This is a genomic window from Rhodanobacter sp. FW021-MT20 (assembly GCF_041107475.1).
GTDB classification, from domain to species: domain Bacteria; phylum Pseudomonadota; class Gammaproteobacteria; order Xanthomonadales; family Rhodanobacteraceae; genus Rhodanobacter_A; species Rhodanobacter_A glycinis.
The window spans coordinates 140519-153498 of record NZ_JBGBPX010000006.1; the positions used below are offsets into that span (position 1 = coordinate 140519).

The window sequence follows — 12980 nt, forward strand, 5'->3', positions numbered from 1 at the left end:
CACGGCATGAGCAAATTTACGGTCTCATTCATCGCCCGCAAGGGAAACAACGTGATCCGCCCATCGGTCACGGTGGAGTGTGAAAACGAGCGCGAGGCCATCTGGCTGGCCGAGACCAAGGCCAAGAACATGTATCCGCTCTATCGAAATTACGACTGGGGCCCGGAGAAGATCGTCAAGAAGTGATGCTTGCCACACGTGGCAGGTAGTCTGTTACGCAGGTTGCACTGACCCAACAATCAAGGATAAGCGGAGCGTCCCATGCTTCAATCGCAGCAAACCTACACGCGCTACATCGATGACGTTGTGACTCATTTGGCCGGAGCGAATATCGATAGCGGTGGCTTCCCGGGCATTCGACAAAATTTGGGAGCTAGCGAGGTCATCGTACCAGTCATCGGGGGGTTCAGTGCTGGCAAGAGCTCGCTACTCAACGCCATGTTGAATCGTGAATTATTGCCTGTGGGGATCACTCCAGAAACGGAGTTGGCTACGGAGTTACGCTATGGCGAGGACGAACATCTCTTGGCGTGGCGGTTTGATGGCACCAGCGAACGAATGGATTTGGGCGCCATCAACAAGCTCAAGGCGAAAGCGTCAGAGTTCACACACCTTCAAGCCTTCGTGGCGAACGTGTTCCTCAAGCAGCGTCCAGAGATTGTGCTGGTCGATATGCCCGGATTTGGTTCCTCGTTTGCGAATCATGACAAGGCGGCGGCCTATTACTTGCCGCGCGGCGCGCACTTCATTGTCGTCACCAGCATTGAAGATGGCAATCTCACGGGCTCGATGACCCGACACTTGTCGGCGATCCATGATCTGGGGCGCTCATTCTCGTTTGTGGTGTCGAAGACGAACCTGCGTACTGCTAGTGATGTGGATGCGGTCGTTGGTGTGATCAAAGATCAGATTCATACCGCATTCGACATACAGGCCGAACCGCACCAATTGGGTGACGATGGCGGCGAGAGGATGCGACGAATCGTAGAGTCGCTTGATCCTGACCGGATCATGCGCGACGCGTTTACGCCGATTCTCAAGGACGAAACCATGAATGCGCTGGCCAGAATCAATTCTGCCGAGGCGGCATTTCATCGCAGCAATAGCCAGAGCAAGCGGAGGCAAGAGGAGCTTGAGTGGAGCCTTGATTCCATCAAGAACAAGCGCGACGGGGTTATCAGTGACATCAAAGAGGCGAGGGTTAGTCGCGCCATCGACCAGTGCATGAAAGAGCTGACGCGTGAGCTCGATTATGCGCAAGGGGAGCTTGTGCAGGCCGCCACGTCTGGCAACAGGGACGCATTTGGCGGGGTCATGGGCGACATCACGCGCAGCGTGGTCGAGCGTGTCATGCAAACTGAACTCCGTGATGCAGGCAAGGCGGTGGCTGCCGCTATTGCCGATGTCCTGAAGCCGGTCGATGGTTCTGACATCGGCACGGGAGGTGGCCTCGGGCAAGAGTTGGCTTCGACGGTAGAGCGCAGCCTGTCTTCGGTGAGCAACACGTTGTCGTCGTGGACTACGGCTGTTGCCAATCACAATGCAGCCGAGATCGAGCGGATGCAGAAGGACCCTAAGGACAACGGCGACAAGGCCAAGACAGTCTCAAGGGCTACGTACCAAGGGTTGGCTACTGTACTCGCGGTGACAACAAGCCTCGTCAATCCAGCTATCGAACTCCTTATCATTTTCCTCCCGACGATCATTGGGTGGTTCAACGAATCGCGTGTACGCGAGGAAATTCGCCAGAAAATATCAAATCAGGTCATCCCTACATACATTCGCGATCTGCGTACCAAGCTGCCCGGTATTGTCGAGGAGCAGGTGAATGCTCTCGTGCAGGAGGTAACCCTGCGTTTTGAGGCGGAGATTGATGCGCAGCAGAAGTCGGTCGATGAAAGCCTTGCGTCGTCCAAGGATGCCTCTGGCGACGTCGAGCAGAAGCTGGCGGCACTGACCGCTGCACGCGAAGCGATCAAGCGCATTGCCAAGGAAGTGCTTTACGGAGAGGTCAACGCATGAATCCGAATGAGCTTATCGAGGCCAGCCGGCGTCTGCATGCTTGGGCTGACAACTACCAAGATGCAATTGGTCAGGATTTCAGCGCACTGTCCTCTCGCTTCGGCATCGATGATGCGGAGCGGCTTGGCGCGACAGTTGAGAACATGCGTGAGGAGGGGCGTCTACTCACCATCGGTATCGTCGGGCGCGTCAAGGCAGGCAAGTCGTCGCTTCTGAATGCGTTGCTCTTCGATGGTCGACCTGTGTTGCCCAAGGCGGCAACGCCAATGACTGCTGCGCTGACTACCCTGAGCTTTGGCGAAACCATCCGTGCCGAGGTGCAGTATTTCACCGCCGATGATCTTGGGAAAATTAGGGCAGATGCTGAACAGTTCAAACGGCGTCTCGCCGGTATCGAAAAGGAGAACCTCAACAAGCTGTTGGCGGGAAAAAAGCAGCGCAGTGAAACTCCCGACATGGAGGAGCTTAGCAAGCTGGCCGAACGCCAAGCGCTTCGCTCCGCCACGGAGGAATCGCCATCATTGGCAGCATCTTGGGATCAACAGCGGCGCATCGATTCTGCGAGATCAGGTACCCGGCCTGAATCAATCACGGGCACTTCGCCCGAAGAACTGGCATCACGCCTCATGGATTTCGTTGGCCCTGATGGCCCCTATATGCCGTTCACGAAGTCGGTAGACATCTACCTGCCTATCGAATGGCTCCGCGATATTCGCATTGTAGATACGCCGGGGATGGATGACCCAGTTAGGTCGCGTGAGGAGCGCACACGCCAACTGCTCAAGGATTGCGATGTCATCTTCATCGTCAGCCCCGCGGGGCAGTTCTTGAATCAGCAGGACATCGAGGCGATGAGCCTCATCTCGCGTCGGGAAGGGGTGCGCCACCTCGCGGTCGTGGCTAGTCAGATTGACAACCAACTGTATGCCAGTGCGAAGAAAGCCACGCCGGAGGCTACCCTCGTAGGGCTTACGGAACAACTACGCGACCACATGAAAGACACCTTGTCGCGTTTGGTGGCATCGAATCCAGAGTTCGCTGATGCTTTCGATGACCTCATCAACGGTGGGGAGTCGGCACTGACTTGGACATCGAGTGCTTGCGCTGGACTTGCTCACAGGCTCGATGAAAAAAATGCGTGGGACGCCACCGATCAGGCCCTCTGGAAGAATCTGAGCAATGCATTCCCGGAGTTCTTTGACGAGGGCAATCCGCAGCGCAGCCGCGATAGCTTGCAGATGCTCTCGAACATTGCGCGCCTCAAGGCAATGATCGATGACGTCCGTCATCGCAAGAGTGAAGTTCTCGCAGGCCGACTCGATGCTTGGGTTTCGGCCAAGTCGAATTCGCTGAACGAATTCAAGAAAGCCTTGGCCGATCAAGTCAATACGCGTATTCATGAGTTGCAGGGGGCTGATGCCAAAGCGCTTGAGCGTCAGCGACTCAAGTTGCAGAACATTGCCAGCCGGGGCGGTAGCCAAATAGATGAAGCTTTCGCGGAATGGAGACGCAAATTTCTTCGCGCGATGGGGGCAGGGCTGAAGAGCGCGCTGGACTCCGTGTTCGAGGAGTCCGTAGAGAAGTCGTCATCGGCGAAGGATGTTGAGTCTGAAGAATACGAGAAACCTGGACTTGGGAACTGGTTTGCGAGAAAGCTTTGGGATGGTGGCAAGGAGGCGAGGGATGTGGTTGTTGTGTACCGGCAACCTGCCATTAATGCAATATCACATTTCGTTCGCGAGCTTAACAAGCGTATTGATAGAACGGCGGAAGAAAATGTAGGTGGTGCCCGTACAGAGCTTGAGCGGCGACTTACATCTTCGGCGCACGATTATCTTGAGAAAATTTACGAAATGGACGCAGAGTCGTCTGATCAAGAATACGGGGACGATACTATTCTGTCTTGGATTGATAGTGCCGTCATGGGTGTGGTGAGTGCGCTGGATGTGCCTTTTCCCGCTGCCGTTAATGTGAAGAGGGAATGGCCGAGCGAGAAAAAGCTCACTGGGTACGCGGCAAAGGAGTTCCTTAAAGCTGTGGAGCATCACATCGATGATCTGCGCGAAATTGCTGGCGAGGAGATGGATGAGTATTGTCAAACGCTCAAAAGGGTCATTCCCGGAAAGGTTGCCCATGTCATGTTCGATAGGCTAAGAAGCCGCCTGGAGCAACTTATCGCTGACATCAACAATATCGCGATGAGCCGCGAGTTGTATGCACGTATGGCCAAGGAGCTTGGTGCTATATGACTCCGCCGTTTGCAAGTGAGCCTTTGTTGGCGTTGATTGATCGTCTGGGGCGCTTCTTTGTCTGGAGGCGCCGTAGTTTGTGTGACGAGGTGCGATCCGGGGTGCTGGCCGTCGCTGCCGAGCGTGATGCTGCGAATACATCCCGTGAGTGTGCGAAAGACAAACTTCGTGAGTATGTTGCGAAGCATGCGGAAGTGTTGAAGGAGCAAGAGGCACTCCAAGTTTCGCTTCACCAATCGCTGCATAGCGTAGGCCGGTTGCGAAATGATGTGGCAACGCTGAGTGCGGAGCGTGATGCTGCAAGCGCAGCTCATGAGCGAGTGGAAGGCGAGCTTGAAGAGCTTGCTGCAAAACATGAATCCACTTCGACCATGTATCAACTGGTGGCGAAGCTTCACGACGCCAAGCCTGAGCCGCATGCGTCGGCGGTCGAGTTCAATCGGCTGCTTTCGGATGATTACCCTCGCTTTGCTGATGCGGAATCCTCTTTGGCAGAAGAGGCGAAGGCGCTCATGTTGCTTCAGTCCGTGGGCAGGGAGTTGGAGATGATTGCAAGATTCCCGGACATACATCGCCATCGAATGATTTGTCTGGCCGGTGGATTCAGTGCGGGAAAGTCGAGCTTCATCAACAGCTTTATCGACGATCCCAAGATTCGATTGGCGGAAGGTGTGCGGCCGGTGACGGCCATACCCAGCTATGTGGTGGCTTCCGATGCTCCTTCCATACAGGCTTGCTCGATCAATGGAGGGCAGTTTGAGTTGGAGCCTGAGCTCTACAGCAAGCTGTCGCACGCCTTCGTTCAATCGATGGGCTTCAATCTCAGCGACCTTATGCCCTTTGTCTTTATCGGTGCTCGTTTGAACGCAGAGTTCTTCGAGCATGTATGCCTCATTGATACGCCAGGTTACAACGCAGGGCACGGTGTTGCTGATGGCGGAGTGAGGGATCGACAGCAGGCATCCAGCCTTGCTCGTCAAGCGGATGGGCTGATCTGGATGATCGGTGTTGATGCGGGTGGTGTCCTTACGGCGTCGGATCTCGAATTTCTCAAAGAGGTTGGGCACAAGAAACCGTTGTACGTGGTGCTCAACAAATGTGAAACGAAGTCCGAAGACGATCTTGTCGATCTTATCGAACGTATTGCGGATGATCTCGCAGGGCAAGGTATCGACGTGGCAGGGGTTAGCGCTTACAGCGCCATTGAACAGCGAGAGATCAAGTGTCACGACGAGTCACTGTACGCTTTTCTTCGGAAGAACAATGTTCCGGGTGATGCCGGTACGGCTTTGGTCGAACGCATCAACGAAGTTTTCGATATGTACGACGCGTCTCTATTGAGGGATACAAGACGAATATCAATGCAAGGCAAGGCGCTCCTCAACCTTGCATTGGAATGCTATGAAGTAGGTGGCTCCGATCTACGTGAAAAGATGAAGCCGACACTCGCCAGATTGAAGAATAGTCTTTCTGCCCCGCCTGCCCCTGAGCTTTGCCGACAATCTCGTGAACTCAGGGAGAAGTTCATTGAATGCATCATGTCGGTCACGGGCCTCCAGACGAGCGCGAGCGCCGAGCCGCTTTCTTAGATACCTGTCATGCCTGCCTGTTCACGGTTTCCAATTTGTTCTGGAAGGCCGCACCCGCTCGATCTCCACACCTTGCGCAGTGCGTCTGTACAACAGCACCCAGTATCCGCCGCGCCCAGCGTAGACATGCGTCCCTAGCAAGCCGGGCAGGTTCTGCCAGGTGGCTACGCCGTCCAGCCGGCTGCCCTCGTCCTCGATGCATAGGTCCTGGGCGAGGGCGGCGACGAAGATTTGCGGATCGCGCTTTTCGTAGGCGAGTGATTCGGCGGCATCGAGCATGTCCATGCGATCGGCGATCGCGGCGGGACGCCAGGTGACGCTCACTTGGCCGTGCCGTGGCCGTGTGAATCAGGCACGGCGATCTCGACGCCGAGTTTGGCGCTCAATCGCTCGCGACGCAGTTCGCGCTGCTCGGCCATGGCGTCTGCTGCTTGCCCGGACGACAGCGAGGGTCGCGGGTCGGCGCGTGCCTCTTCCACGGAGGCGCGCAGGAAAGCCACGTAGCGGGCATCTTCGTCCTTGAGTTTCATGGCGGTTGATCGGTCGGGCCGCCGACGGACAGGCTGTTCGCCGACGGCCCCCCAATGCGCTGCGTCCACGCGTAAATCGTCGGTGCGCACGCCGAGGTCACGCAGGACCTTCAGGGCGCCCTCGAAACTGGTGAAACGGCGCGGTTCGCCCTCCTTGGTGGCCAGCAGCTTGGGTTGCGCTTGGGTTTGCAGTTGCAGCGTCCAGCCGCCGGCCAGACCGATGACTTCCGCGCCCTTGATGGCCCCGGCGTGTACCAGTACACGGGCGGTAGCGAGCTTGACCAGATCGGGCATGGCACCCTCCGATTCAATGATTAGTTGGCATCCACTTTATCATTGATATGGCACGCCTCAACGCCCCAACAGCCCCTTGAGCTTCGCCGCCATCACCTCGCTCGCCGTCGCCGTCCGATGCGCCAGCGGCGCATGTTCGCATTTGGGGCAACTGGGCAAGAACATCAGCACGTCGCTTGTGGGGATGATGGTCTGCTTCCATCCGCATTTTTCGCAGTAGCAGGTCATGGGTGGCGCTTTGAAAACCATGCGGAACCTCCAGGTCAGTAAAAACAGGGCCACGCGTGGTGGTGGCGCCGGTGCTTGCATGGATCAAACCACCGGAAACGCCACATCCCCGAAATCCTCACTCTCGCACCGCATCACTAGCCCGACGATGACCGGCACCAGTACCCCAAGAATCGCCGCGCCGTCCTTCACCTGTGCCCGATTGGTGCTGCCATTCCAGGTGGCGCCGCCGTGAATCAGCTGGTTGCGCAGCACGTAGAGGCGGTCCAGCACGATGGAGAGCAGGGTGGCGATGTCCTTGCGCATCACGGCGTCCAGCGCGCGCTTCTTGGCGGCGGCGAAGCTGGTTTCCCAGGCGTTGCTGGCGTCGTGCTCGCGCATGGCGCGCCAGAACGGTTCGAACACGAAATGGTTGTCGACCAGGGTTCGGATGGGGCCGCTGAACTGGCCGAACAGGGCGCGATGCAGTTGCTGTTCGGCGTCGAGCTTGAGCAGTTGCTCGATGAAGTGGCGCACCTGGTCGCGTTCCTTCTGCTCAAAGCCGAACTCGCTGGCGTAGGCGGCATTGAAGGCGATCCACAGGAAGATGTAGCGGGCATCGTGGTCGTCCGGCTCCTGCTCGGCGCGCGCCAGCCAGCTGATGGCGCGGTGGATACGCACGCGCAGGGCCTCGGGTTGGCCGTCGCGCAGGTTGCGATGCTGCTGCTTGAGCGTTGTCGCCGTGGAGGCCGGAATGGGTGGTGTCATGAGGGCGTCACTGGCCGATGGGATGACCGCATCGTATCGATTGGCTCGGCTTGTGTGTGGCTGACACATGGCCACTGCGCCGAGAACTGGCTGCGCCATTGTGGTTGCGCAGTCGTTGGCCGGCTGCTTCGATGACTGGCTGGACTCGGGCGGTATCGCGTTCATCGTGGCTGCAAAGCACTCCCTGCCAACAGCGCCTGCAGCCGCGCCTCGTCGTACGCGGCGTTACGACGTCCGCGATCCAGTACGGCCGCGGATGACTTCGATGTTGGAGCCGCGGCCAGTTTCGGCAGCACCTCGATCGAGCGGCACGCCCACTGCTGGTTGGGAAGTGCGAACACGTTCATGGCGTGCTGGCAGGCGGTGAGTGTTGGGTAGGCATATCCGATGGCGTAGGGGCTGGGGTGAACGAGGCTCACGATGACCCAGATGAGCACGGCATGCATGGCGTCAACCTTGTGGCGGGCGTTGATGGGTTCGGAAATACCTTGGCGTCGCGCTACGGGCTGGCATGGAAGGTGATGGTGTCCACCTTCACGTTGCCCAGCCGCGCCTGGATCAGGGCGGGCAGCTGCGGATCGTGGTCGTAGGCCGCGGCGTCGAGATCGGGGCCGCTCTTGCCCAGACGCGTGGCCTCTATCGCCATCACCTGCTGCAGCGCGGCGACGTCGGCGTCGGTGGTAATGCTGCCGCTGAAGTCGACCATCAGGAAGCCGTCGGCCTGGCTGCCGCCCAGGCTGGCCTGCACGCTGGGGTCGCTGGCGTTGCCGCATTCCGCGAAGCCGGCGCAGGCCAGGCCAATGTCGCTGGCGCCGGCCTTGAACAGGGCCGCAAAGCGCAACGTCGCCAGGTTCATTGCCGGCGCGTTGGGCAACATGGCTGACAGCGGAACGCTGCAGCGCGGGGCGAGCTGCAAGGTGAGTGCGGAGATGGTCGACCCGGTGGCAGTCGCCATCACGTGGCAGCCATCCACCCGGTACAGCCGCGCCTGGCTGCCGTCGCCGTTGTCCAGCATCTGCATGGCCGGCCCGGCGATGGATTCGAACCAGGCGATATTGCTGCCGATGGCGTCGTGCACGAAGAGCCGGTCCAGTCTGGTGGGCGCATCGGCTGTCGGTGACGCAGCGGGTTGTCTTGCGGATGCCGCCTGCGCGGGCATCTTTGAGATGGACATCACTGCCTGAGAGGAGCCGTGGCAGCCGGCGAGCGTGCCCAGCGCCACGCCGAACAGTAGGCCGGTCGCGCATGCTTTCATGGGTGTACCCAATGCGGTTTCAGCGTGCGTGGTCGTCGCACGCGTCGTCGCGATTCAGCCAGGTGGCCAGGCCGAAGAGGGCAAAGCCGTAGACCACAGCGGCGCCGATTATTTTGAACATGGCAGTTACTCCGGTTGGGGCGGGCAGCGGCTGCCGCTCGCGGTACGTCTTGGCACCGTGGCCACGATGGCATGGCGGTTTGACAGGACGTGTCAGGCTGCCGGTGCGGAGACGCCGAAAGCCTCGTCGCCATGTCGCGACCAGCTGTCGTCCGGAATGACCCAAGCATGCGTTCAGAACGCTGCCCCGGGAATGCCATTGAGGCGAAGCTTGCGCTGACGGCCTCTCGACGTCGGGTTGTTACTCCGGAGGTCGCACTCGTCATCCCGATGAAGGCTATAGGTGCCTTGCGACATCAACGTGGATCAGGCCGGGGCGATCACGGCTGTTCAAGCTGCGTGGTCAATGAATGACCGGACCTTCGTCCGTGGAAAAGCGCCTCCTGCCTGCACAGGAAGGGCAGGCAAGAACGTGGTGGGGATGGGCGTTTGATCAAACAACGATGAGCAATCGTCGTCGCCCTGAGTGTGCTCAACCGCCCTGCGCGGGCAGCAGCGCATTGAAGCGCGCGGCGATGTAGTCGTCGGTGAAACTGGTCATGTTGCGGCCGCGGATGAAGCCGCAATGGCCGCCGTGCTCGGCGATGTCCAGTTCCACGTTGGGTGGCAGTTGGAGCTTCTCGAACGCGGCAACGGGGATCACCGGATCGTCGCGCGCGGTGAGGATGGTGGCGGGGATCTGCATTGCCTGCATGATGTCGCCGGCCACCGAATAGCCGTCCAGGTAGGATTGCAGCGAGCCGAAATCGGTATGCCGCAGCACCAGCGCTTCGGTGAGGCCGCGCAGGTTCTGCTTCAGCTCGGACATCTCGAAATACACATGCTGCGGAAACGCCGCCTGCTTGGCGCGCAGCGACTGCCGCCACTTGTGCATGAAGTAGGCCTGGTAGAACCAGGGCGCGGCCTTCTCCAGCGAAAACAGGCCTTCGGCCGGATCGATGATGGGGCATACCGCCAGCACGTAGCTCAGCGGAATGCCTGCGCGCGAGGTCCGCATCGCGGCACGCAGCGCGAAGTTGCCGCCCAGCGAGAAGCCGGCCAGCGCCATCGGTCGCGCCGGCCAGCGCTGCGCGATGTCGCCCAGCGCATGCACCACTTCATCGATGCGGCAGGAATGGAACAGCGCCTCGTTCATCGAGTGGCTGTCGCCATGGTCGCGGAAGTTCAGGCGGAAGATGTCCCAGCCTTCGCGCAGCAGGCGGCTGCCGGTCTGCAGCACGTAGGTGCTGTCGACGCTGCCTTCCCAGCCGTGGAACAGCACGGCCAGGCCGCGCGGTTGCGCGTGGACTTTCTGCGCGGTGAAGGCGCCGCTCAGGCGCACGCCGTCGCCGGCATCCACCACCACGGTCTCGGCCCCTTCGAGCACTTCGCGCGCCGCTTTCGGCAGCAGCATGCGACGCACGCCGCTGGAGGAAAGCATGGTCTGGATGTGACCGCTGGTGAGCGGCCAGGACGGACGGAAGTCCTTTCCGCTCGGCAGGCTCATGCGGCGCGGTCTTCCAGGGCGGCGCCGATGCGCTCGCGTGCCAGCTCGGCCATTTTGCGACGCCCCTCGGCACTGGCCGGCACCGGCTCCAGGAAATGCACTTCCGCGTCCATCGGCGCGCTGCCGAGCAGGCGCAGGAAGTTCTGCAGGAAGTTTTCTTCTTCGCGGAAACCGGCATCGATGACGCGCCGGCCATGTCGCGCAAAACGCAGCGCCACCGGCTGCACCGGCACCTGGGCATCCAGCCCGGCCTGGAAAATGCGCGCGTGGAACACCTTCAGCACGCCGTGGTGGCCGGTGCCGCCTTCGGGAAACACCGCCACCGATCGCCCCGCCTGCAGCCGCTCGACCATGGTCTGCATCACCGCCGACAGCGAATGGTTGTTGCCGCGACGATGGAAGATGGTGCCGCCGCTGGCGGCCAGCCAGCCGACCAGCGGCCAGTGCGCGATCTCGGCCTTGGCCACGAAGCAGGCGGCGCGCTGGCTGTGCAGCAGCTCGATGTCGATCCACGAGGTGTGATTGGCCACGAACATGACCGGATCGGCTTTCGGCTGGCCGAAGCGCACCGAGCGCAGGCCGAAGATGCGCATCAAGCCGATCGACCACCAGCGGATCAGCCGATGCGAAAACGGCTCGCGACCGTTTTGCATCACGCGGTCGCGATTCCAGCTCATCACGAAAATCGCCAGCGCGATTGCCAGCAACGCATGCAGCACCAGCAGCGGCACGCGCCACAGGTAACGCAACGGGCGCAGGAAATCGCGGGCAGGGACAGTGGCGGAGTCAATGCTCATGAACGGATTAGTTTAGCGTTAGATCCAGTGCGACGTCTGCCTCTGGTGCGCGATCCGGCTGGCGTGGCATGCGCCTCATCGCGAAGCGGCGACCGCGCCGTGTTTCTCCATCTGCGCCAGCGGCAGCGATGGCGAACGTTTCACCGTGCGCAACACGAAGCTGGAATTGAGATCGGCCACGCCGGCGGCATTCAGCAGGTGGTCGAGCAGGAAGCGCGAGAAGTCCTGCAAGTCGGCCACATAGACATGCAGCAGGTAATCCATCTCGCCGGTCAGCGCATGGCAGGCCACCACTTCGTCCCAGCCGTTGATCTGTTCGACGAAACGCTCCACCGCCGTGCCCTCGTGCCGCGCCAGTTGCACCCGCACGAAAGCCTGCAGTCCCAGGCCGACGGACTGCGGATCGATCTGCGCGGCATAGCCGATGATGACCTTGTCCGCCTCCAGCCGTTGCAGCCGGCGCAGGCAGGCCGAGGGCGACAGGCTGACCCGTTCGGCCAGTTCGGCGTTGGTGATGCGGCCTTCCGATTGCAGCACGGCGAGCAGACGCAGGTCGGTACGATCCAGCGTAGTCATGCACGATACCTCGATGACAAGGGCTGTTTGAGCACGAATATTGCGCGCATCAAGCTTGTTTGCACAACATCACAACCTTTGTGCGGCTTATCCGTCGTATGCTCTTGTTGGTCACCCTGACGCAAGCGGGATGACCCAGCCATTCTGCCCCGGAGCCGAGCCATGGACCACAACCCACCCCGCAAAGTCGAACACCAGCAGACCGATCGCGGTTATGTGCCGGTCTACGCCACCGGCGTGGTGGAGCAGCCGTGGGCCAGCTACAGCAAGACCGACCACGAGGTCTGGGACACGCTGTTCAAGCGCCAGCGCGAACTGCTGCCCGGCCGCGCCTGCCAGGAATTCCTCGACGGCGTGGAGCGTTTCGGCCTGGGCGATGGCGGCATTCCGAAATTCGCCGACCTGAACCAGGTGCTGGCCAAGGCCACCGGCTGGGAACTGGTCGCGGTGGAAGGCCTGCTGCCGGACGAGGTGTTTTTCGACCACCTCGCCAACCGCCGCTTCCCGGTCAGCTGGTGGATCCGCAAGCCCGACCAGCTCGACTACCTCAGCGAGCCGGACCTGTTCCACGACATGTTCGGCCACGTGCCGCTGCTGCTGAACCCGGTGTTCGCCGACTACATGCAGGCCTACGGCCGCGGCGGCATGAAGGCCTTCGGCATCGGCCCCGAAGCGCTGATGAACCTCACCCGCCTGTACTGGTACACGGTGGAATTCGGCCTGATCAACACCGCCGACGGCATGCGCATCTACGGCGCCGGCATCGTCAGCTCGAAGGGCGAATCGATCTACTCGCTCGACTCGGCCTCGCCGAACCGCATCGGTTTCGGCCTGGAGCGCGTGATGAGCACGCGCTACCGCATCGACACCTATCAGCAAACCTATTTCGTGATCGACAGCTTCGAGCAGCTGTTCGAAGCGACGAAGCCGGACTTCGCACCGATCTACGCGTCACTGCGCGAACAGCCGGCGCACGCCGCCGGCGACGTGCTGGACGGCGACCGCGTATTCACCCGCGGCAACCGCGAGGGCTGGGCCACCAACGCGGATACCTGAGCAAGACGCGCTCCGATTCCGTCTCCAGCAC

14 protein-coding genes are annotated in these 12980 nt (G+C 60.4%); 5 read left to right on the top strand and 9 right to left on the bottom strand.

From position 1 onward, the window contains the following. Positions 1-6 precede the first annotated feature (6 nt). The 4 genes from AB7849_RS09105 to AB7849_RS09120 all read left to right on the top strand — a co-directional run bounded on the left by AB7849_RS09105 (position 7) and on the right by AB7849_RS09120 (position 5860). Positions 7-186, top strand: coding sequence for a hypothetical protein (locus AB7849_RS09105; RefSeq protein WP_037101981.1), 180 nt, complete (start codon positions 7-9; stop codon positions 184-186). Positions 187-261: 75 nt separating this feature from the next. Further along, positions 262-2022: a dynamin family protein gene (locus AB7849_RS09110; RefSeq protein WP_008215517.1), complete on the top strand. Its 1761-nt coding sequence runs from the start codon at positions 262-264 to the stop codon at positions 2020-2022. Further along, on the top strand, positions 2019-4271 hold the full coding sequence (locus tag AB7849_RS09115) for a dynamin family protein (protein ID WP_008215519.1): 2253 nt from the start codon (positions 2019-2021) through the stop codon (positions 4269-4271). Before AB7849_RS09110 ends, AB7849_RS09115 begins: the two co-directional genes overlap by 4 nt. Then, positions 4268-5860, top strand: coding sequence for a dynamin family protein (locus AB7849_RS09120; RefSeq protein WP_369500932.1), 1593 nt, complete (start codon positions 4268-4270; stop codon positions 5858-5860). The genes AB7849_RS09115 and AB7849_RS09120 overlap by 4 nt, the downstream gene beginning before the upstream one ends. A gap of 21 nt (positions 5861-5881) precedes the next feature. Here AB7849_RS09120 and AB7849_RS09125 read toward each other — a convergent pair whose 3' ends face one another. The 9 genes from AB7849_RS09125 to AB7849_RS09165 form a co-directional block, all read right to left on the bottom strand. Beyond that, positions 5882-6184, bottom strand: coding sequence for a hypothetical protein (locus AB7849_RS09125; protein WP_008215522.1), 303 nt, complete (start codon positions 6182-6184; stop codon positions 5882-5884). Then, positions 6181-6684, bottom strand: coding sequence for a hypothetical protein (locus tag AB7849_RS09130; RefSeq protein WP_008215524.1), 504 nt, complete (start codon positions 6682-6684; stop codon positions 6181-6183). The genes AB7849_RS09125 and AB7849_RS09130 overlap by 4 nt, the downstream gene beginning before the upstream one ends. Positions 6685-6741: 57 nt before the next feature. Next, positions 6742-6933 (bottom strand): hypothetical protein, encoded by a 192-nt coding sequence (locus tag AB7849_RS09135; protein ID WP_008215526.1) that lies wholly within the window; start codon positions 6931-6933, stop codon positions 6742-6744. 63 nt (positions 6934-6996) lie between these two features. Further along, entirely contained in the window at positions 6997-7659 is a 663-nt protein-coding gene (locus AB7849_RS09140) for a HEPN domain-containing protein (protein ID WP_008215528.1), read from the bottom strand. 161 nt (positions 7660-7820) lie between these two features. Next, the gene (locus AB7849_RS09145) at positions 7821-8105 is read right to left on the bottom strand and encodes a hypothetical protein (protein WP_008215530.1); all 285 of its coding nucleotides are present in this window, start codon (positions 8103-8105) and stop codon (positions 7821-7823) included. 53 nt (positions 8106-8158) lie between these two features. Further along, positions 8159-8914 carry a hypothetical protein gene (locus AB7849_RS09150; RefSeq protein ID WP_008215533.1) on the bottom strand — a complete coding sequence of 252 codons (756 nt, stop codon included), beginning with the start codon at positions 8912-8914 and terminating at the stop codon, positions 8159-8161. A 592-nt stretch (positions 8915-9506) separates the two neighbouring features. Beyond that, positions 9507-10520, bottom strand: a complete 1014-nt coding sequence (locus tag AB7849_RS09155; protein ID WP_008215534.1) for a YheT family hydrolase — start codon at positions 10518-10520, stop codon at positions 9507-9509. Beyond that, on the bottom strand, positions 10517-11317 hold the full coding sequence (locus AB7849_RS09160) for a lysophospholipid acyltransferase family protein (RefSeq protein WP_008215536.1): 801 nt from the start codon (positions 11315-11317) through the stop codon (positions 10517-10519). The genes AB7849_RS09155 and AB7849_RS09160 overlap by 4 nt, the downstream gene beginning before the upstream one ends. A 75-nt stretch (positions 11318-11392) precedes the next feature. Beyond that, complete coding sequence (locus tag AB7849_RS09165; RefSeq protein WP_008215537.1) at positions 11393-11893, bottom strand: Lrp/AsnC family transcriptional regulator; 501 nt, start codon at positions 11891-11893, stop codon at positions 11393-11395. A gap of 162 nt (positions 11894-12055) precedes the next feature. Between AB7849_RS09165 and phhA the strand changes: the two genes are divergently transcribed. Further along, complete coding sequence (phhA, locus tag AB7849_RS09170; RefSeq protein WP_008215540.1) at positions 12056-12949, top strand: phenylalanine 4-monooxygenase; 894 nt, start codon at positions 12056-12058, stop codon at positions 12947-12949. Positions 12950-12980 lie beyond the last annotated feature (31 nt).